Origin of the sequence: Lentzea sp. NBRC 102530, assembly GCF_030269365.1 — a bacterium.
Lineage (GTDB): Bacteria > Actinomycetota > Actinomycetes > Mycobacteriales > Pseudonocardiaceae > Lentzea.
Genome location: NZ_BSTF01000018.1, coordinates 37090 through 57357, shown reverse-complemented (window position 1 = coordinate 57357; position 20268 = coordinate 37090). Strand labels below are relative to the sequence as shown.

General features: G+C 66.2%; 19 protein-coding genes and 1 tRNA gene. 10 read left to right on the top strand and 10 right to left on the bottom strand.

What is annotated here, in order from left to right; genetic code table 11:
• The first annotated feature begins 119 nt into the window (after window positions 1-119).
• Both QSK25_RS36345 and QSK25_RS36340 read left to right on the top strand, forming a co-directional pair.
• Complete coding sequence (locus QSK25_RS36345; protein ID WP_285645173.1) at window positions 120-884, top strand: mechanosensitive ion channel family protein; 765 nt, start codon at window positions 120-122, stop codon at window positions 882-884.
• 178 nt (window positions 885-1062) lie between these two features.
• On the top strand, window positions 1063-2112 hold the full coding sequence (locus QSK25_RS36340; protein ID WP_285645171.1) for a glucose-1-phosphate thymidylyltransferase: 1050 nt from the start codon (window positions 1063-1065) through the stop codon (window positions 2110-2112).
• On the opposite strand, the gene QSK25_RS36335 is transcribed toward QSK25_RS36340, so the two are convergent.
• On the bottom strand, window positions 2109-3149 hold the full coding sequence (locus QSK25_RS36335) for a winged helix DNA-binding domain-containing protein (protein ID WP_285645169.1): 1041 nt from the start codon (window positions 3147-3149) through the stop codon (window positions 2109-2111). The genes QSK25_RS36340 and QSK25_RS36335 overlap by 4 nt on opposite strands.
• A 9-nt stretch (window positions 3150-3158) precedes the next feature.
• Window positions 3159-4247 carry a phytase gene (locus QSK25_RS36330; RefSeq protein ID WP_285645168.1) on the bottom strand — a complete coding sequence of 363 codons (1089 nt, stop codon included), beginning with the start codon at window positions 4245-4247 and terminating at the stop codon, window positions 3159-3161.
• Between the two features lie 55 nt (window positions 4248-4302).
• Between QSK25_RS36330 and pnuC the strand changes: the two genes are divergently transcribed.
• From pnuC to QSK25_RS36315, 3 genes are read left to right on the top strand one after another with little or no spacing between them, the layout of a single operon-like run.
• Window positions 4303-4926, top strand: a complete 624-nt coding sequence (gene pnuC / locus QSK25_RS36325) for a nicotinamide riboside transporter PnuC (RefSeq protein WP_285645167.1) — start codon at window positions 4303-4305, stop codon at window positions 4924-4926.
• The gene (locus QSK25_RS36320) at window positions 4923-6095 is read left to right on the top strand and encodes a M14 family metallopeptidase (RefSeq protein WP_285645166.1); all 1173 of its coding nucleotides are present in this window, start codon (window positions 4923-4925) and stop codon (window positions 6093-6095) included. Before pnuC ends, QSK25_RS36320 begins: the two co-directional genes overlap by 4 nt.
• An 18-nt stretch (window positions 6096-6113) precedes the next feature.
• Complete coding sequence (locus QSK25_RS36315) at window positions 6114-6869, top strand: GNAT family N-acetyltransferase (protein WP_285645164.1); 756 nt, start codon at window positions 6114-6116, stop codon at window positions 6867-6869.
• 45 nt (window positions 6870-6914) lie between these two features.
• On the opposite strand, the gene aceE is transcribed toward QSK25_RS36315, so the two are convergent.
• Window positions 6915-9674, bottom strand: a complete 2760-nt coding sequence (gene aceE / locus QSK25_RS36310; protein WP_502881927.1) for a pyruvate dehydrogenase (acetyl-transferring), homodimeric type — start codon at window positions 9672-9674, stop codon at window positions 6915-6917.
• 319 nt (window positions 9675-9993) lie between these two features.
• Here aceE and QSK25_RS36305 point away from each other — a divergent pair, with 319 nt between their 5' ends.
• The 3 genes from QSK25_RS36305 (at window position 9994) to QSK25_RS36295 (ending at window position 11076) form a co-directional block, all read left to right on the top strand.
• Window positions 9994-10425, top strand: coding sequence for a DUF3052 domain-containing protein (locus QSK25_RS36305; protein ID WP_189159311.1), 432 nt, complete (start codon window positions 9994-9996; stop codon window positions 10423-10425).
• Window positions 10426-10498: 73 nt separating this feature from the next.
• Window positions 10499-10963, top strand: a complete 465-nt coding sequence (locus tag QSK25_RS36300; protein WP_285645163.1) for a peroxiredoxin — start codon at window positions 10499-10501, stop codon at window positions 10961-10963.
• A 38-nt stretch (window positions 10964-11001) separates the two neighbouring features.
• Window positions 11002-11076: transfer RNA gene (locus QSK25_RS36295), tRNA-Val, on the top strand.
• A gap of 381 nt (window positions 11077-11457) precedes the next feature.
• Here QSK25_RS36295 and QSK25_RS36290 read toward each other — a convergent pair.
• From QSK25_RS36290 to QSK25_RS36265, 6 genes are all read right to left on the bottom strand, one after another.
• Window positions 11458-11679 (bottom strand): hypothetical protein, encoded by a 222-nt coding sequence (locus tag QSK25_RS36290; RefSeq protein ID WP_285645162.1) that lies wholly within the window; start codon window positions 11677-11679, stop codon window positions 11458-11460.
• Window positions 11669-12418, bottom strand: coding sequence for a recombinase family protein (locus tag QSK25_RS36285; protein ID WP_285645161.1), 750 nt, complete (start codon window positions 12416-12418; stop codon window positions 11669-11671). The genes QSK25_RS36290 and QSK25_RS36285 overlap by 11 nt, the downstream gene beginning before the upstream one ends.
• Before the next feature lie 983 nt (window positions 12419-13401).
• The gene (locus QSK25_RS36280) at window positions 13402-13851 is read right to left on the bottom strand and encodes an NUDIX hydrolase (protein WP_285645160.1); all 450 of its coding nucleotides are present in this window, start codon (window positions 13849-13851) and stop codon (window positions 13402-13404) included.
• A 2-nt stretch (window positions 13852-13853) separates the two neighbouring features.
• Entirely contained in the window at window positions 13854-15113 is a 1260-nt protein-coding gene (locus tag QSK25_RS36275; protein ID WP_285645158.1) for a DegT/DnrJ/EryC1/StrS family aminotransferase, read from the bottom strand.
• On the bottom strand, window positions 15110-16165 hold the full coding sequence (locus QSK25_RS36270; protein ID WP_285645157.1) for a Gfo/Idh/MocA family protein: 1056 nt from the start codon (window positions 16163-16165) through the stop codon (window positions 15110-15112). Before QSK25_RS36270 ends, QSK25_RS36275 begins: the two co-directional genes overlap by 4 nt.
• Window positions 16166-16820: 655 nt before the next feature.
• Window positions 16821-17255: a serine integrase family protein gene (locus QSK25_RS36265; protein WP_285645156.1), complete on the bottom strand. Its 435-nt coding sequence runs from the start codon at window positions 17253-17255 to the stop codon at window positions 16821-16823.
• A gap of 170 nt (window positions 17256-17425) precedes the next feature.
• On the opposite strand from QSK25_RS36265, the gene QSK25_RS36260 reads away from it, so the two are divergent.
• On the top strand, window positions 17426-18817 hold the full coding sequence (locus tag QSK25_RS36260; RefSeq protein ID WP_285645154.1) for a helix-turn-helix domain-containing protein: 1392 nt from the start codon (window positions 17426-17428) through the stop codon (window positions 18815-18817).
• Window positions 18818-18946: 129 nt separating this feature from the next.
• Window positions 18947-19225 (top strand): helix-turn-helix domain-containing protein, encoded by a 279-nt coding sequence (locus QSK25_RS36255; RefSeq protein ID WP_285645153.1) that lies wholly within the window; start codon window positions 18947-18949, stop codon window positions 19223-19225.
• A gap of 33 nt (window positions 19226-19258) precedes the next feature.
• Here QSK25_RS36255 and QSK25_RS36250 read toward each other — a convergent pair whose 3' ends face one another.
• A complete protein-coding gene (locus QSK25_RS36250) occupies window positions 19259-20077 on the bottom strand; it encodes an alpha/beta hydrolase (RefSeq protein WP_285645152.1) in 819 nt (272 codons plus the stop codon).
• Window positions 20078-20268 lie beyond the last annotated feature (191 nt).

Genomic DNA, 20268 nt, shown 5'->3' with positions numbered 1-20268 from the left:
AAAAATCCACGTCAGCCACCCTTTCGTGTAGCGGTGTCGAAGTTGTGGAGCGGTGTGATCCGCGAAACGATCACCTGGTCGGATCTTCACTCACCGCAACTTCTGATCTTGGAGGGCCCGTGGGCTCGCAAATCACCGAGGGCCTGGGCCAGGCGTGGGCGATGATCGCCACGTTCGTGCCGAAGCTCCTCGGCTTCCTGCTCGTGCTGGTCATCGGCTGGTTCATCGCGAAGGCGCTCGCCAAGGGCGTCCAGTTCCTGCTCAAGCGCGTCGGCTTCGAGAAGCTGGTCGACAAGTCGGGCCTGAACGGCGCGATGCGGCAGTCGTCGATGGACGCCTCCGGACTGATCTCGAAGATCGTCTACTACTTCGTGCTGCTGATCGCGCTGCAGCTGGCGTTCGGCGTCTTCGGCGCCTCGAACCCGGTCAGCACGCTGCTGAACGAGGTCATCGCGTACCTGCCGCGCATCGTCGTCGCGCTGGTGCTCGTGATCGTCGCGTCGGCCATCGGCACCGCGCTCAAGGGCCTCGTGATGGGCGCGCTGGGCCAGCGCTCGTACACGAAGATGCTCGGCAACATCACCTACGGCTTCGTCATGGCGCTCGGCATCATCGCCGCGCTGAACCAGCTGGGCATCGCGATCTCGGTGACCATGCCGGTCCTGATCGCCGTCCTCGCGACCGTCGCCGGCGTCGTCATCATCGGCGTGGGTGGCGGCCTGGTCCGCCCGATGCAGGCGCGCTGGGAGGGCTGGCTGACCCGCGTGCAGGACGAGGCGCAGGCCCAGTCCCCGATGCCGCGCGCGTCCCAGGAGATGCCCCAGAACGTGGGTGCTCGCATGGGTGACGCGCCGACGCCGCCGTCCGGCACCCAGATGGGCTGACACGGGAGTCAGACCCTCTTACCTTTGCGACTCAGAGGGTCTCACCTCCTGGAAGGGGTCCCGCGCAAACATCCTGCGCGGGGCCCCTTCCTCGTGTTCTGGGGGTTCTCCAGTTCCGATCCAGCGGGCGGCCGGAGCCTCGTCTGCACCCGAATCGTTCCGTCGCGGTGGAGGACCAATGAAAGCCCTTGTGCTGTCCGCGGGCGTGCGCCCGGCCGGATACTCGTTACCCCGGCAGATCGTCCCCATCGCGAACAAGCCGGTGCTCGAGTACGTGGTGGAGAACCTGCGGGACGTCGGCATCACCGAGATCGGCATCGTCGTCGGCGACGACCGCGGTGGGCAGGAGATCTCCGAGCTGTTCGGCGACGGGTCCTACCTGGGCGTGTCGATCACCTACCTCCGGCAGGACGTGCCGCTGGGGGTCGCGCACTGCGTGCGGATCGCCCGGCCGTTCCTCGGGGACGACGACTTCGTGCTGTACCTGGGCGAGAACGTGCTCGTCGAGGGCATCGGGCAGATCGCCGACGAGTTCGCGCGGCTGCGGCCGTCCGCCCAGGTGCTGGTGGACAAGGTCGAGGACCCGCGCCTGTACGGCGTCGCCGAGGTGGACGAGAACTCGCGGGTGACGCGGCTGATCGAGCACCCGCAGGAACCGCGCAGCGACCTCGCGCTGATCGGCGTCTACTTCTTCACACCCGCGATCCACGCGGCCGTCGACGCGATCGAGCCGTCGTGGCGCGGCGAGTTCGAGATCACCGACGCGCTGCAGTGGCTGGTGACGCACGAACGTGACGTGCGGGCGCGGATGTACTCCGGGTTCTGGAAGGACACCGGCCGCGTCGAGGACGTGCTGGAGTGCAACCGCGAACTGCTCATGGGCCTGCGCGCGGACGTCCAGGGCATCGTCGACGACGAGTCGACCCTGATCGGTGACGTCGTCGTCGAGGAGGGCGCGCGCGTGGTGCGGTCGTGCATCGTCGGACCCGCGATCATCGGGGCCGGCACGCTGGTCGAGGAGTCGATCATCGGCCCGTACACGTCGATCGGCGCGGACTGCCGGATCACCGAATCCGGCGTGGCCGACTCGATCGTGCTCAACGAGGCCTCGGTGCACAACGTGTCGGGCATCGAGACCTCGCTGATCGGCCGCGGGGCCCGCGTCGGGTCGGCGCGCCAGCACCGGTTGGTCGTCGGCGACGGCGCGCACGTCGACGTCGCGGCCTAGCTCATCCAGTCCCGAAGGCGGTCGCACTCCTCGGCGACCGCCTTCTGCCTGCTCCTGGGCTGTGCGTCGATGTAGTCGACGGTGATCGTGCGTTCCTTGGTGACCGCCCAGGTGGCGACGACGAAGCCGTCGACGAGGACCGTGGGCTTGCCGCCGATGACGACGCCGAGCCGGTCGTCCGCGATGACCCTCCGCCGGTCGGAGTGGGCGAGCAGGATGTTGTCGAACTCCGGCAGCAACCTGACCGGCAGCGGTGTCTCCGGGTCGGGGCGCGGGGCGTCGGGGAGGTCGAAGAGCTCCTTGCCGGCCTCGTTCCGGAACGTCACGAGCTGCGGGCGCAGGGCGTTGAACGTCTCGGTGAGCCTGGTGAGACCGGACCACTGCTGGGCGTCCATGACCGTCGCCGGGCCGAACGCCCCGAGGTAGCGCAGGACGATCTCTTCCTTGTCCATGGCCTGTTGCGGCTGCCCGAGCCAGTTCTCGACGGTCGTGCAGACGGCGCGGCCGCTCTGGTGCCAGAGGCCGCGCGGCGGCAGTTGCACGAGGGCGAGCTTGTTGCGCAGGGCGTTGCCGAGGACGGTGTGGTCGCGGTCGGGCCAGCGCTCCTTGAGCTGCTTGCCGGCGTCCGCGGTGCCCTGCGGGGTGTCGTCGAGGATCTTGCGGCCCGCCTCGGCGACCTCGTCGAAGTCGAGGCCCCTGAGCCTGGCCGCGAACGGACCGCTCTGGAGTTCGCGGTCGAGCTTGAGCTGGGTGTGGGGGCGCAGGCCCAGGGCGTCGCGGGCGCTGACCAGGTGGATCGTGCCGCGCATCAGCAGCATCCGCACCGCCTCGCGGTTCGTCAGCAGGTCTTCGAGTTCCTGCGGCTGGAAGTTCCGCAGACGCGTCCAGAGGCCGACGTAGGGCGACTTCGGTTCCTGGGCCTGGATGCCGAAGAGGTGCTCGATGGTGGCGAGCGCGCTCTGGTCGGCGCGCTCGCGCAGCATCTGGCGTTCGATCAGTGCCCTGTTGAGCTCGTGAAGGCTCAGCGTCGTCCCCATCGGGACAGACTAGAACCTGATGAACGCGAAACCGGTGCCATCAGGGCGTTCGCCGTCGTGCACGACGAGCAGGTTGAGCTTGCCGAGCACGATGTCGGCGCCGTCGGAGTGTTCGACGTCCTTGACCCGGAAGTCGCGGAGCGGCTTCATGTCCGCCTTGCGGTAGGCGACGAACCGCGAGTCGCCCTGGCTGGACGCGAGCAGCACGTCGTTCGCGATCGTGAGGCCCTCGGCGTCGGCTTCGAGCCATTTGCCGCCGAAGCCGGGGTTCGGGCCGTCGGCCTCGCACTCCTCGGTCTCCGGGTTGTACCTCTGCGGCGCACCCCACGTGCGGACCTTGTCGACCAGCTGCGGCTTGCCGAAACCGGTGGAGCGCAACGGGATCCGCCAGATGCCGACGTCCTCCTGGGCGGCGTACAGGGTGTTGGTGCGCTCGTCGATGACCATGCCCTCGACCTGCGGGCCCTCACCGGGTTCGCCGCACACGGTCCACTGCTCGCCGTTGGGCAGGGTGAAGGTGCTCGGAAGGTCCAGAGTGGACACCTTCTTCGTGTCGTAGTTCCTGCCCTTCACGACGTTCAGGAGTGCGATGCTCGTCTCGTTGCGGCGGCTGGTGACGACGACGTCGTGGCCGTTGATCCTGCCGGCGGCCAGGCCGTAGACGGTGTGCTGGTCGTCGACCTCGGCCTCGGTCCCGCTGAACACCGGCTTGGTGGCGGGGTTCGTGACGTCCTTCGCGCCGTGTTCGTCCACTTGGAACACCCGGATGCGGTCGCGGCCGCGGTCGCTCACGAACGCGAGGTCGCCGAGCACGTCGACGTTGTTGAACCGGCCGGGCTTCGCGTCCGGCGCCGGCGGCAGCGGGGCCGGGTACACGCCGATGGTGCGGCCCCTGAGGTCGAACGCCGCGAGACCACCCTCCTTGAGCGTGCCGAGGACCACACTGCGTTCGGTGTCGCGCTGGTTCACCCAGATGGCCGGGTCGTCGGCGTCGGCCGGTTCGCTGAAGGTCTGCGTGACGACCGTCGGTGTGATGACGGGCGTCGTGGGCGCGGTGAGGAACAAAGGCACGAGCGCCAGTGCTAAGGAAGATGACATGGTGGGACCGTAGGAAACACCGGTGTACTGCGACTGAACCGCGGAGGAACAAGCCGTGTGGCACGAGGTGGGACTGACGATCTTCGGCCAGAAGATCGCGTACACGGAGCTGGTCGGACAGGTGCTGGCGCTCGCGGTGGTGTTCCTCGCGCAACGCCGTTCACTCTTGACCTGGCCCGTTCAGCTGGCCTCCGTCGCCCTGCTGTTCACCGTCTACGTGTCCGCGCACCTGGGCGGGCTCGCGACGCGGCAGGTGGTCGTCGGGGCGATCGCCGTCTACGGCTGGTACGCCTGGGTGCGGCGGCGGGACCCGGTGTTCGGCGTGGTGGTGCGCAAGGGTTCCTGGCGGGAACGGATCGCCGTCGCCGGCGTGTTCGTCGTGGGCACCGCCGCGTTCGCGCTGGTGCTGGACGCGCTGGACGCCTCGTGGGCGCCGTGGCCGGACGCCGCGATCTTCGTCGGCACGATCCTCGCGTTCGCGCTGCAGGGCCTCGGCCTGGTGGAGTTCTGGCTGGTGTGGCTGGTGGTCGACGCGGTCGGCGTGCCGTTGCAGATCCAGTCGGGCCTGTACTTCAGCGCGTTCGTCTACATCATCTTCGCGGGCCTGGTCATCCACGGCTTCATCGACTGGAATCGCACGGCCCGGCGGTTGACACAGGCGGCAAAGTCTCCCCTATGAGGGGACTGTTGATCGCTCTGCTGACCGCCGTCTCGTCGCTGGTAGCCATCCCCGCTGCTCAGGCCGCGCCACCCCTGCGCACCGGGTTCGAGCTCACCGGCAAGTGGACCACCGAGGCCGAGGAACAGGCCTACCTGCGCGCGACCGGCCTGCCCCTGACGCAGATCGGGACGACCGCCCAGGGCCGCCCGATCCAGCTCGTGCGCGTGGGCACCCGCACCGCGCGCACCGTGGTTCTCTTCATCTGCTCCCAGCACGGCGACGAACCCGCCGGACGCGAGGCGTGCCTGATCCGCATGCGCTCGCTGCCGCGCACGTCGTCCGTCACCTACCTGTTCGTGCCGAACGCCAACCCGGACGGCCGCGTCGCCGACACCCGCGGCAACTCGTCCGGCACCGACATCAACCGCGACCACCTGCTGCTGCGCTCGGAAGAAGCCCGCGCGATGGCCGCCGTGATCCGCGACTGGCAGCCCGACGTGATCCACGACCTGCACGAGTTCGGTCCCTCCGCGCCCTACTACGTGAAGGACGTCCTCTGGTTGTGGCCGCGGAATCTGAACGTCGCTGACGGCGTGCACGACCTGTCGGAGTCGCTGTCCCGCTCCTACGTGCGAACCTCCGTCGAGGCGGCCGGCCGCACGTCCGGCGTCTACGGCATCTACGTCGACCCGGTGACCGGCGAGCCGATCCGCCAGGTCGCGGGGGACGGCCAGGAACGCATCCTGCGCAACACCGGCGGCCTCAAGCACGGCATGGGCCTGCTGGTCGAGACCAACGTCGACAACACCCCGTCGTACCGCGTGGAGTCGCATTTGAAGGCCCTGGACGGCACCCGGTCGTTCGTGCGCGACAACCGTTCGGGCATCGAGGCGGCCAACGCGGCCTCGCGCGCGGTCCGGTCGGGCCCGGTCTACTTCGGCGGTGCCGACAACCAGCCGCCGGACCCGTCCGACGTGGTGCCCGCACCGTGCGCGTACGTGCTGACCGGTGCGCAGCACACCGAGGTGCAGGACGAACTGGCGTTGCACGGCATCCAGTCGCAGTACCTGCGGGGCGGTGACCGGATCGTGCCGCTGAAGCAGGAGGCGCGGGCTCTGATCCCGTTGCTGCTGGACGCCCGCGCCGACGGTCCGCTGACGGCGGGGCAGCCCCTCGTGCAGTGCTGATCGTGGTCAGATGACGGTGTGATCGACCTTCCCGGCCGGATGGAACGCAACCTCGCCGAACACGCCTGCCACCTGCACCGCCACCTGCCCGGCGCGACCGTCATCGAGACCGATGACCTGCTCATCGCGGACAGCGGGCTGCCCGACGACACGTTCAACGTCGTCGCGGCGGCCCGCGTCACCGCCGACGTGCCCGAGGCGGTGCGCACGATCCGCGCCACCGGCCGCCCGTTCTCGTGGTGGGCGGGCGACGACCCCGGCCTGCGCGACAGGCTGACGGCGGAAGGGCTCGAACCGTCCGAAACCGAGGCCGCGATGTGGCTGGACCTCGACCGCACCCTGCCCTCGCCGGACGTCGCGGGCCTGGAGATCCGCCGCGTCACCACTGCGGCGGAACTCGCGGACTACGCCGAGGTCCTCGCCGCCAACTGGGACCCGCCCGCCGACACGGTCCGCCGCTTCTACGCCATGACCGCCCCACACGCGTTGGTGAGCAACGCGCGCTACCTCGTCGGGTACGTGGACGGCCGTGCGGTGTGCACGGCGGAGGTGTTCCTGCACGCCGGTGTGGCCGGGATCTACAACATCGCGACCCTCGCCACGGACCGTCGGCGCGGTTACGGCGGTGCGATCACCGCGGCGGCGTTGCACACCGCACGCGCCGAGGGGTGCCGTACTGCCGTCCTGCAAGCCTCTGAGGACGGTGAGAGCGTCTACCGGCGTCTCGGGTTCACCACGGCCGGTCAGTTCACCGAGCACGCCCTCAGGGCGTGAAAAGGGCCGCCCCGCGCGTGCGGAACGGCCCCTTCCGGACGAGAACTACGCGAGACCGGCGTCACCCGTGGACGGGCCGGCCGCCTGCACGTCGTCGATGCGGTACTTGCGGGCCGCCTCGACGACCTTCGACTGCTCGACCTCGCCGCGCTTGGCCAGGGCGGCCAGCGTCGCGACGACGACGGACTCCGCGTCCACCAGGAAGTGGCGGCGCGCGGCCGGGCGGGTGTCGGAGAAGCCGAAGCCGTCCGTGCCCAGGGTCGTCATGTCGGTCGGGACGTACGGGCGGATCAGGTCCGGGATCGCCGACGCCCAGTCGGACACGGCGACGACCGGGCCCTGCACGTCCTTGAGCACCTGCGTCACGTAAGGCACGCGCGGCTCGGCGTCCACGTGCAACAGGTTGTGGCGGTCGGTCTCGACGGCGTCGCGGCGCAGCTCCGAGTACGACGTCGCGGACCACACGTCCGCGGAGACGCCCCACTCGTCGGCCAGCAGCTGCTGGGCCTTGAGCGCCCACGGGAGGCCGACGCCGCTGCCGAGGATCTGGGCACGCGGGCCACCGGTCTGCGGGCCGTCCTGGTACTTGTAGAGGCCCCGCAGGAGGCCTTCCACGTCCAGGTCCTCCGGCTCGGCCGGCTGCACGTACGGCTCGTTGTAGACCGTCATGTAGTAGAAGATGTTCTCGGCGTTCTCGCCGTACATCCTGCGCAGACCGTCCTTGACGATGTGCGCCACCTCGAACGACCACGCCGGGTCGTACGCGATCACGGCCGGGTTGGTGTGCGCCAGCAGGATCGAGTGGCCGTCGGCGTGCTGCAGGCCCTCACCGGTCAGCGTCGTGCGGCCCGCGGTGGCGCCGAGCACGAAGCCGCGCGCCATCTGGTCCGCCGCCGCCCACAGGCCGTCACCCGTGCGCTGGAAGCCGAACATCGAGTAGAAGATGTAGATCGGGATCATCGGCTCGCCCTGCGTGGCGTAGGACGTGCCGACCGCCGTGAACGACGCCGTGGAACCCGCCTCGTTGATGCCCTCGTGCAGGATCTGGCCCTGCTCGGACTCCTTGTAGGCGAGCATCAGGTTGGCGTCCACCGAGGTGTACGCCTGGCCGTTCGGGTTGTAGATCTTCTGCGTCGGGAACATGGAGTCCATGCCGAACGTTCGTGCCTCGTCCGGGATGATCGGGACGATGCGCGGGCCGATCTCCGGGTCCTTCGCGAGGTCGCGGACGAGGCGGACGAACGCCATCGTCGTGGCGACCTCCTGCTTGCCCGAACCGCGGCGGACGCCTTCGTAGACCTTGTCGCCCGGCAGCACCAGCGCCTTGGACTTGGTGCGGCGCTCCGGCACGAACCCGCCCAGCTGGCGACGGCGTTCCTGCATGTACTGGATCTCCGGGGAGTCCTGCCCGGGGTGGTAGTACGGCGGCAGGTACGGGTCCTTCTCGAGCACCTCGTCGGAGATCGGGATGCGCAGGCTGTCGCGGAAGCCCTTGAGGTCGTCGAGGGTCATCTTCTTCATCTGGTGCGTCGCGTTGCGGGCCGCGAAGTGCGGACCGAGCGAGTAGCCCTTGATGGTCTTGGCGAGGATGACGGTCGGCTGGCCCACGGTCTCGGTCGCCGCCTTGTAGGCCGCGTAGACCTTGCGGTAGTCGTGACCACCGCGCTTGAGGTTCCACACCTCGTCGTCGCTCATGGCGTCGACGAGGGCCTTCGTGCGTGGGTCACGGCCGAAGAAGTGCTCCTTGACGTACGCGCCGTCGTTGGCCTTGTACGTCTGGTAGTCACCATCGGGCGTGTTGTTCATCAGGTTGACGAGCGCGCCGTCGCGGTCCGCGTGCAGCAGCGCGTCCCACTCGCGGCCCCAGACGACCTTGATGACGTTCCAGCCGGCGCCGCGGAAGAACGACTCCAGCTCCTGGATGATCTTGCCGTTGCCGCGCACCGGGCCGTCGAGGCGCTGCAGGTTGCAGTTGACGACGAACGTGAGGTTGTCGAGCTGCTCGTTCGCGGCGAGCTGCAGCAGGCCGCGCGACTCCGGCTCGTCCATCTCGCCGTCGCCGAGGAACGCCCACACGTGCTGGTCGGACGTGTCCTTGATGCCGCGGTCGCGCAGGTAGCGGTTGAACCGCGCCTGGTAGATCGCGTTCATCGGGCCGATGCCCATGGAGACCGTGGGGAACTCCCAGAAGTCCGGCATGAGGCGCGGGTGCGGGTACGACGGCAGGCCGCCGCCCAGACCGGCGTGCGAGTACTCCTGGCGGAAGCCGTCGAGCTGGTGCTCGGACAGGCGGCCCTCGAGGAACGCGCGGGCGTAGACACCGGGCGAGGCGTGACCCTGGATGAAGATCTGGTCGCCGCCGCCGGGGTGGTTCTTGCCGCGGAAGAAGTGGTTGAAGCCGACCTCGTAGAGCGACGCGCTGGACGCGTACGTGGAGATGTGGCCACCGACACCCACACCGGGCCGCTGCGCGCGGTGCACCGTCATCGCGGCGTTCCAGCGGATCCACGCACGGTAACGACGCTCCACCTCCTCGTCACCGGGGAACCACGGCTCCCGCTCGGTGGGGATGGTGTTGACGTAGTCGGTGCTGGTCAGCGACGGCATGCCGACGTGGTTCTCGCGTGCACGTTCCAACAGCCGCAGCATCAGGTAACGCGCCCGCTGCTGCCCGCCGCCCTTGAGGACCTCGTCGAACGACTCGAGCCATTCGGAGGTCTCTTCGGGGTCGATGTCCGGCAGGTGAGCGGCCATGCCGTCACGAATGACACGCACCCGCTCGGGGCCGGTGTTCTGCGGGCTCAAGGTGTCTCCTCGGCTTCGTTGGCGGTACACGCGCTGGCCCGGAAACCGTGCCACGCGCTCCTATCGTTGTCCTTGCGTGGCGACTTCGTCATCGCTACCGGTCGGTAGTTCTGGATCGTGTCGCTCACGCGCGCGCGATAAGAGGTATGTAGAGCATGCGTCATGCAAGTCTAGGTGTCTGCACAGGGGTGCCTGTTACGGCGTGTCACGTGGTCAACAGTTGCGCCGGAGGTAGCTGACAGTGTTCGCTAGCCGGAGTAACGGACTTGGCGGCAGTCTTTGAGGCTGTCGCTCTTGCGTAGTTGGAGGAGTGAAAACCGTGGTCGCCGCGGAAGACGCCGGCAAGCTCGGCGTCGCCGACAAGCTCGGGATCGAATCAGGCATGGTCGTCCAGGAACTCGGCTGGGACGAGGACGTTGACGACGCCTTGCGTGCCGCAGTCGAGGAGCGAATCGGGGGCGATCTCCTCGACGAGGATGCCGACGAGACGGTGAGCGTCGTGCTGCTCTGGTGGCGGGAGGACGACGGCGACCTGGTCGACGCCCTCCTCGAGGCCACCGGAGTGCTCGCCGAGGACGGCGTGATCTGGGTTCTCACCCCGAAGACCGGCCGCCCCGGCCACGTGGAGCCTTCGGACGTCGCCGAGGCCGTGCCCACCGCCGGCCTGTCGCAGACCTCGAACATCAGCGTCGCCGACGACTGGGCGGGCATCCGCCTCGTCTGGCCGAAGTCGGCCAAGGCCAAGCGCTGACCTGACACAGGGCCGACCCACGGACTCGCGTTCGTGGGTTCCCTCGTCGGTTTCGTTCGGAGGGGTTCGTCACATGGCGGTCGAGGTCGGTTCGGAAGCCCCGGACTTCACGCTCAACGACTACAACAAGCAGCCCGTGACGTTGTCGTCGTTCCGCGGCACCCGCGCGGTGCTCGTGGTCTTCTACCCGTTCGCCTTCAGCGGCACCTGCCGGGGCGAGCTGTGCCAGCTGCGTGACGAGCTGGCGGTCTACGAGGACGCGGCCGTGCAGGTGCTCGGGGTGTCCGTGGACTCCCCGTTCGCCCTGAAGGCCTGGGCCAACCAGGAGGGGTACACCTTCCCGCTGCTGTCCGACTTCTGGCCGCACGGGGCCGTGGCGCAGGCCTACGGGGTGTTCAACGCCTCGTCGGGCATGGCGGTGCGCGGCACGTTCCTGGTGGACCTCGACGGCGTGGTGCGCTTCGCCGAGGTGAACGCTCCGGGCGAGGCGCGCGACCAGTCGGGCTGGCAGAAGGCCGTGGCCGCGCTTCGGGCATGATGTAGCTGTACCCCTGCGGCTTGCCGTCGTCGGGGCTGGGGCGTGTAGCTCAGCGGAAGAGCACTCGGTTTACACCCGAGCGGTCGCAGGTTCGATCCCTGTCGCGCCCACCAGATAGGTCTTATTCACACCAACGCCCAAGCGAATGAAATCGCCGGGCGTTGCGCCGTAAACACGGTCAGTAACGGCGTCTTCTGCCGTCCAGAACGCCCCTCGCGCAAGATCAGATCCACCGGCCACGGCCACTAGCGGCGACCAGTGCCAGCGGTCGTACAGCGATTTGAGACGCCATGCTGCCGCCGTTTATCGCATGATCCGCCTCCACCTCGGAGGCGGGAATGCTCGGTCGGTAAGACGCATGTCGCACTCTCAGCGAGGAGCGCCGCGAACGGCTCTGTTAGCTCGGCTTCCTCGACGCTGCCGTCTTCGCCGATGTACAGCTTCTTGAAGAATCCTTGGTTGATCTGCTGTCGTACCTGGTTCGGCGCACGCAGCTAGGCGGCCTCGCAGTTGGTCACCGCGCGCAGTGCAGCGTCCAGGATCGCTGCCAGCTCCACCGTGTTGACGCCCGCTGCTTCGATCTCCACGTCTGCTTCTGCCAGCTCACGCGTAAACCGCCGCATCTCCGAAGCCAGCAGATCACCGGGGATGGCACCGGCGTAGTGCGCCTGCAACAGCTTCTGGCGCTCGCCGCCCAAGAGGTTCTTACGCTTCATAGCGCGGGCAATGCGCTGCGCGCCCTCTGCCCGCTGTCCGGCCAACTCGCTCCGGATACTCGTCCGGATTTCCTCGGCGCTCCTGTTCGAGGCGGAAGCCCGCGTAGAAGACAGCGATGCCGTTCTCGATGAGCTCGACCCCTAATGCTCGCCGAGTGCAGTTGTTGTGCCTGGTCTTCTTCTTGACGCACTGGAAATAGGCATAGCTGCCGCCGTTTCCGCTGCTCTGCGAGTAGTCCAGTCTTCCCTTGCGCGATGAACAGAAGATCGTGCTGCGTAAATAGTGGTTGTGCGTGCGGTCCTTCTCGCCGTCGTGAGCGTTTGCGGCCAACACGTCTTGTACCGCCAGCCACGCTTCTGGCTCGACCAGTGCGGGATGTTTCCCCTCGTAGTGGATTCCCCGATACGGCACGATTCCCATGTAGTACGGGTTCTGTGAAATGTAGTAGAAGCCGGTCAGGCTGAGTTCCATGGTCAGGTTCTTGGCAGTCGGACGGGCGAGAAGTTCTCTAGCCCGCGCGGCCAAGAGAAGATCAGCGCCGTTCCATTTTCCAGTGGCGTACTGCTCAAAACACCAATGCGCGATCTCGGCTCGCTCGGGGTCCAGGATGACCGAGGAGATGCTGATGCGGCCGACCACGTTACGCGTGTTGAGGTAGCCGAGGGGAGTGCAGAAAAGAGTGCTGCCTTCCTCGGCCTTGCGCACCAGTCCCTTCAATATCTCCTGAGCCAGGCTCATAGCCTATGGTTCTGTGACGCACAGACGAGAGGGCGCTTCCGGTGGTGCGAAACCGCCTTCGTCAAGGCGGATTTAGTCAATCGCGGTTTTGTGATTGCTGTTCGGCGGAGCTACCTCGTAGGGTTGTCGGGACAGCCGTTAGAGTGATCTTTCTCGCCGTTTGCTGCGCTGCCTGCTGGTCCTATAGCCCAGGCCGCGATGGAAGTTGTTAGAGAAGTCGACGATGAGTATGAGTTCGCGGTTCCCTTCAAACCTATGATGATGAAGTTAGACGAATTTATAGATCATTGGGCTGAGCAACTTGCGATTGCTTCAGAGGGGAAGGTGCTGAAGTCCACGGTGAAACGCGTCTCGCGAAATATACGTCGCCACGGACCTTCTTTGCGGGCTATTTTTCCACGCCGTAGGACGTTCGTGTCTGCGGCTGTCGGCTTGCTAGTGATTTTAGGTATTGCTGCTGCTGGATACCTGATAGTTCAATCGAACAGTAAGCGCGGCCGCTGACCGCGCGGCCGTTGAACAGGCTGCGAAGAGTGGCGAGGTTGACTGTTTTGTGACATTAGCTGGTCTCGGTACTTACAAGGACACGGTGGACTCAGGTAAGCGCTATTCGTGCACCGCTGTGCCAACGCTGGGGGATAGGTCAAGTGGAGACCCTTATTGGGCGGTTATTTCCATAAAGGGTGTTCCTTTGGATGCTGTCAGCAAGTACGAGTTACAGCTGAGTTGTCCGATGGCGGAATCCGCACGGGATCAAGCGCTGATCTTAGGTCAAGGGCCGGTATCAATATTCGCGCTGTTCTCGGGGGTGGGTTAGCTGGAGGTCCGGATGATGACGTATCAAAGTCGTTTGACTGCGTAGTTCGCAACGGCGCGGATACACTGCGCACGTTCAAGGTCGCGCTGACGCCGGACCCGAGACGACGTTTTGGGCAGTAAGCCCAAAACGGTGCCCCGCTCGGCGAGGCACCGTTCGTGGCTGTCTAGTTCGCGCGCTGCTCCCGATACGTCTCGAACACCTTCTTCACCGCATCAGTCACCGGAAGCTCCTCGTCGACCGGTGCCCAGCGGTACTCGTCGTGCTCCTGCAGTACGACCGGCCCGGGCGAGTCGACAGTCACCACGAAGTTGAATTGTCGGCTCTTCTTGCCGCTACCTGACGTGTAGTCGAAGCTTCCGAGGTAGGCCGTGGCAACGACTACCTGAAGCCCCGTCTCCTCTTCGACCTCACGGACGAGCGCGGTGTTCAGGTCCTCGCCCAGCTCGACCTTGCCGCTGGGCAACTCGAAGATGCCGCCCATGAAGTCGTCGGCAGGGCGCTTGAGGAGAAGCACCTTCTCGTCGTCCTCAACGACGGCTCCCACGACGAGCTGCACGACTTCGTCGCGTTCGGCTTCGGCGACGAGCTGTTCCAGCAGTGCGGAGTCGATCATCTCTATCCCTTGAGGTCGTGGTGGTGCTCGACCACCTTCTTGATGCCGTCCACGTAGGCGCGCGCAAGCGGCACATCTTCCTCCCTGTGCCAGACCGGAAGCTTCAGGGTGTGGCGGTGCACCAGCTCTGCCACCGGGAACTGGCCCGGCTGGTAGTGCAGCTGCGCGAACTCTGGCTGATGTGGCAACAGGACCGCGGGGCTCTGGAACAGCGGGAGCTGATTGAGCGGGCAGGTTGATCCGGGCCGGTCGACCTCGCTAAGGCCTTCAGCCAGGAGCGCTTGGTGGAAGCGTTCTACGGGTACGTCGCCGAGCTCGTCCGGCACGTAGGTGAGAGGCAGGCCGTACCAGGCGGCCTGATGCTTGTCAGGAATCCGCGGTACTTCGATGCCGGGGAGCTCCTGGAGCTCGTCGCACATCAGCTTGGCGATGTGGGCGCGGCCGGCGAGGTACTCATCGAGGTGCGACAGCTGTTCGAATGCGAAGGCGGCGGCCAGCGGGTGAATGCGGAACTTCAGCCCCGCCCCCGTGACGGCGAAGCGGTGGAGCTGGTGGGAACTCGGTATCTCGGTGCGGCACCGCTTGTTGTAGTGGGCGAACATCAGCGTGCGGAAGTACGTGTCGTCATCGTTGGTGAGGACGAAGCCGCCCTCACCCGCCGACAGTGGCTTCGGCCCGTTCATCGAGAAGGCGGCCGCCTGGCCGAAGCCGCCCACCCGCTGTCCACCGAGGCTCGCGCCGTGTGCGTGCGAGCCGTCTTCGAGTAGCGGCAGATGATGTTCCTGAGCCAGCGCCCGCAGAGCGGGCAGATTGGCCGGGATACCCCACATGTGCGTTGCCACGATGGCCGCTGTCTTCGGCGTCAGCTTCGCCGCCACCTCCGTCACGGAGATGTTGCCGGTCTCATCGCAGTCAGCCAGCACCGGAATCGCGCCGAGGTGAAGGAGCGGCGTGGCAGTGGCGAAGAAGGTGTAGGCGGGCACGATCACTTCGTCACCGGGCTCGATGAGGCTGGCCGCGTACATCGCGTGCAACGCCGCGGTGCCCGAACTCATCAGGACGGCGTGCCTCACGCCGAAGTAGTCGGCGAGTGCGTCCTCCAGCTCGGCGACCACGCCGGAACGGTCGTAGATGGACACGCTCTCGGCCAGCTGGTCGGCCACCGCCTGCTTGCTTTGCTCGGTGATCGGCGGCCAGCTGAAGTGCGGACGCGGTTGGCGGATGGCCGGTTCTCCGCCGAGCAACGCCAGAGGTGAGTTCACAGCAACTCCTTCGGGTTGACGTAAGACCGCGTGCGCGCGGACTCGTAACAGCTCTGGATGAAGCTCAGGTGGGCGAGGTTTTCGCGCGGTCCGCTGACGTTCGGCCGCAGGCCCTCGATGACCCGGCAGAAGTGGTTGATCTGGCTAGCGGCGGCAGACGGCCACGCCTGTTCGCGCGACAGAGACTCCACGACTTGACCGTCGTTGGTCAGCCGCCGAATCCGGCCACGTTCGAGGTGAACGATGCCCTTGTTGCCGATCAGGCGAATCTGCTCGGATTTCGGCCCGATGAACCGCGACAGGAGCAACGAGCCGTATAACCCGCTCTCGTAGCTGAAGTGGATCAGCGCGGTGTCTTCGGCGTCGTACTGGCGATCCGGGCGAGCGCCCACGGACATGTCGGCCAGCACGCGGTCCGGCAGCCCGAAGTACCAGAGCAACATGTCGATCAGGTGGTAGCCCATGTCGATGATGCAGCCGCCGCCCGCGTGCTGGGTGCTGCCGCGCCAGCCCTCCGACGGGTCAGGCGTGTGCAACGTGTACGCGGCCTCCACCATGAACGGAACGCCGATCTGGTCGGCCAGCTGCGTGAAGCTCGTGTAGATGGGGTTGAAGCGCCGTTGGAGCGTCACCATCAGGTTGATGCCAGACATTTCGCAGAGGTCCGCGAGTTGCTGGGCCTCCGCGATCGTGGTGGCGAACGGCTTCTCCTTGAGCACGTGGATGCCGTTTGCCGCAGCGGCCTCAACGACGTGCCTGCCTTCGTTGTGCGGCGTGCATACGACGACGAGGTCGAGGTCTTCTGCGGCGAACATCGCCTCGGCGTCGGTGTAACCGGGCACATGCAGTTTGAACTGTTGCTCGCGGAGCACGTCGCCGTTCGAGTCACAGACGGCCACGAGCTCGGCGGCTTCCGAGTCGAGCAAGCCGGGCACGTGGTCTTCAAGCGCTTGCTTGCCGAGCCCCACGACGCCCGCACGAAGCTTGGCCGCAGACGTCCTCACCTGATGATCGCCAGCTTGCGCAAGCGGTATCGATACCAACTGCGTCATACGCTGCTCCCCTCCTGAATTGGTGCACCGAGCGAAATAGGGCACCGCTATCGCAGGCCCATGAGTTCCTAGTCGTCGCCGACATCCAGAGCGCGCAGTCCTGCGAGAACCTGCTGGAGTAGGCCGGAGTCGCGCATGGCGACACTTGGCCGCGCTGCTCCTTGAGGTCGCACCCGGTGGGGTATGCCGGCGGCCGTCCGAGCCTGGCCTGGTTGCTTGGTCAGCCGGAGATCGACGGCGCACCACAGCAGGCGGCCTCCGGGACGAAGCAGGCGCCAGCCTCCATCCACTGCTCCCGCGACGGGGAAGAGGTCGGGCGCCGCGGTGCCGGAGTCCCAAACCTCGGCGATCACAGCGCGCGGAGTGAGCAGCAGGCGGAGCGTGAGCAGACTCAGGGAATCCAGGTGCACGTGTTTGGGGACCAACTGTTTCGGTGCAGCCTCGACGGCATGAGCCGTAAGGTGGGTGGCGACTTGGCTAACGTCTCGCTCACAGGCCATGTCTAGATGCCACTTCCGGGCCGCGAACCGAACCAAGAGATCAGCGCAGGTGGTGGCGCTGGGCGCGGCAACCAACATCAGTTCATAGAGGTGCGTCTCACCGAACGTCTGAAGGCTTGGAGTCGTACTTTCTCGCGGCTTGGACACCACAGCAGTCACGACGCGGTTCCTGCGGCCTGCGATGGAAACAACAGGAGCACGCGAGCACCGTTCGACTCCAGCAACTCCTTCATGGCCAACTGCACGCCATCGCAGTGACCGAAGTGGTGGAGGGCGGGGACCAGTACGTGACGGGCTTCGCCGTCGCCCAGTGCGGCGAGAAGTTCCGTGAATGCCGCAGTGTGTTCAAACGTCCGGTCCACGAGGATTCGCGAGATGACGAACCCTTCGCGACTGGCGAACGCCGCCATTGCACGGCGGAGTACCTCGAATCGCGTCTCCGAGGTGTCAGGCCGCACCCGGATGTAACCGATGAGCGGGCGGCCAGGTGAGTGGGTGACAGGATCAGCGACGGGCGTCGGGGGCGTCCAGCGTCGCTGATCCTGCCGGTCATCGGGGTGCATCGAGGGCTCCGCCTTTTGCCTGTTCATGCCCTCTCCTGCCGTCCGTTGCCGTTCGGCCGGGTGTGGCCGTACGCTCACCAAACTGGTCGTATCGGGCCAAACACAGGGCGTGTGGGTCGGCGGTTCCCGGACACAAGCCGGACATGGCAGCGATGACCTGGTGAAACGAGCGGACGCGCGCATGGGGGAGGGCGACGGTGGACCACAAGCAAAGTCCGTTCGCCAAACGCCGTGAGGCGATGGGGTTCTCGCAAGAAGCCCTGGCCGAGCGTCTGAACATCGATGTGCGCACCGTGCGTCGCTGGGACGCCGGGGATTTCGTCAAAGGGCCTCAGGCCTGGATTCGGCCCAAGCTGGCTCGCTGCCTGCAGGTGTCCCTTGAGCAGCTCGACGAACTCCTCAGTGCTGGAGCTAGCGAGCAAGCCAGGGTTGTGGAAGGCGAGCTGGTTTCACCTGAGGTGACTGCGGTGCCGCCTGGCGCAGTGATTTTTCCTGTATTGGTGGATGGCAAGCCGGTGCTGCTGCCTGTTGACCCGAGTGCAATCGCGAGGGACGGGTTCCCTGGGCTTGCCACGCTAAGCAGAGAGGACGCGATGAGTCCCCTGAGCCGGCGTTCGCTTCTGAGGTTCAGCGTCTTGGCTTCCGCGCTTCCTGCACTGGACGCTGAAGCGCACCAACACGTCGCAGCCGCGATGGAGGACGCTAGGCGCTACCTCGACACCGATCTGGTTCAGCGACTAAAGGCGCAACTTGCAAGCTGCAAGTCAAGCGACGGCGGCTCGGACGCCACGAAAACGCCGCCGCTCCCGATCGTGCTCGGAATCCTTGGAGCGATCGAAGAAGCTGCACGCGAAGTGCGGCCACGTGTTCGTCACCAACTGCTTTCGCTTGGCGCAGAGTGCGGGGAGTTCGCAGGCTGGTTGTACCGCGATGCTGGAGACCTGACCCGAGCCCTGTACTGGCATGACCGCGCGATCGAGTGGGCGCAGGTGGTCGGTGACATAGCTTTGCAGGGCTATGTGCTGCTCAAGAAGGCGCAGCTCGCCTACGACGAGCGCAACCCGCATCGGATGCTGGACCTCTCTCAGGCTGTTCGTGGCGGTGCGTGGAACCTGCCGCTCCGAGTGCAGGCCGAGGCCGCCCAGCAAGAGGCACGAGCCGAAGCCATGCTCGGCGTGTCCCTCGGCGCGGTGGAGCGCAAGCTTGGCGAAGCACGGCAACTCCTCGGTGCCAGCCGGGTGGACGAGTGCACGTTGGGAGCGCATTACAACGACACGCTGCTCACCATGCAGACGGCTGTCTGCTACACCGAGGCGGGCAAGCCGCGGCACGGCGTTGAGCTCTACGGGCAGTCACTCACCGAGAACAGCTTCTCGCCGCGCGACTACGGCTTCTTCCTGTCCTGGATGGCGGGTTCCTTGGCGCTTGCCGGGGAGCCAGATGAGGCGGCGAAGACCGGCTTGGAGTCGGCGAAGCGCGCGAACAATGCCAGCTCGCAGCGCACGCATCGGGAGCTGGAGCGCGTCGTCAAGGTGTTGGCGCCGTGGCAGAACCGTCCGGCGGTCAAGGAACTGCAAGCCGTCGTGTAGGTCGTGCGGCGCTGAGGTCGTGGCTGTTCAGCGCAGAAATGAGCGGTTCTCGCAGCTAGACGGTCTTCGTTCGCTCGCGCGTTGTTCCATCGCCATCAGCATGAAGCCGCGTACCTCCAACCTGGTGAAGTGAACACAGCTGATGAACCAAAGAAGCTGTTCTACACCGTCGCCGAAGCCTCGCGGCTGCTGCGCGTCACCCCATCGACCATCTACAGGTCGATCCAGGAGGACGCCTTCCCTGCGGTCAGGCTGCGTACGCGCTATGTCGTTCCGGCTGCCGCCATCGACCAGTTGATCGCCCGTGTCGTGGAATCCGGTGGTGTTCTCGACATTGCAGAGATGACGCGGCAACGCCGAGAGGAGAAGGAGTTCGAGCAGCGACAGCGCCGAGGAAACTCGTGGTAGCTCGCGAGGCTCGGCGCGTCACTGCGGTCGACGTCAGCTGAGCCAGCCTCGAACTGTCTCGATCACCTCTGCTTGCCACTTCTGGCTCTGCGGGTGCGCATACTCCGGGTCGTCGTGGACAGCGAAGCCGTGCTGTGAGCCTTCGAGTTCCAGGAGCTTGTGCTCGCAGGTGAGCTGGCGGTCGGCTTCGCGCGACGACTCCACTGGGATGAACGTGTCCTCGGTGCCGTGCACGATCAAGGTCGGTGCGACGATCTCGCCGAGCACGGTCCTCGGAGCCAACCAGAACACCTCGTTCAGGATCGGCCTGCCGAGCTTGAAGGTCGGCGAGTGACCGACGAAGCCGTGCTCGGCGAGCTGCTCAGCGCCACGATCGTTGATGTAGCCGTTCTCCCAGGCCTTCTTTTCGTCGACGAAGCGCTTCTTGTAGTCGATGAGTGGGTTGAAAAGCACCAGACGGTCGATCGCGTCGGGGCGTTTGGCGGCGTAGTAGGCCGCAGTGCCACCCGAGAAGCTGGCTGCGATGATCGAGGGGGCGGCCGTCAAGCGGGTGAGTTCGTGCAGGTGATTCAGCCCCGAGCTGATGCTATTGAGCACCGCGGACAGCGACAGGTCCTCCTGACGCCCCTGGCTCTCACCATGACCAGGCAGGTCGAACCGGAGCGAGGCGATGCCGGCGTCGGCGAGGCTGCGAGCAAGGCGAGTGAAGAAGCCGCCCTCTTCGCGAGTGACACCAGCGCCATGCACCAAGAGCGCGGCGTGCCGAGGCGAACCGTCAGGTACGTCCAACGTGCCCGCCAGCTTCAAGCCGTCACGCGTGCGCACGGTGGTGCTGGCGCTGAGGATGCTCATCTCAAGCTCCTTGAGGTCAGTGGTGACCTCTTCATGATTCCCATCTCGGGGACCGCATAGCTACCCGGTGAGGCTGACTGAACACTGAGCGGTGCAGCGTAGGTTGAAGGTTCCCGCAGCTCAAGTGCGGTGGTGTCCGGTTCTTGCCCTCAAACCGTCCTGTTCAAGATCGTTAATATTAGACACGGCGT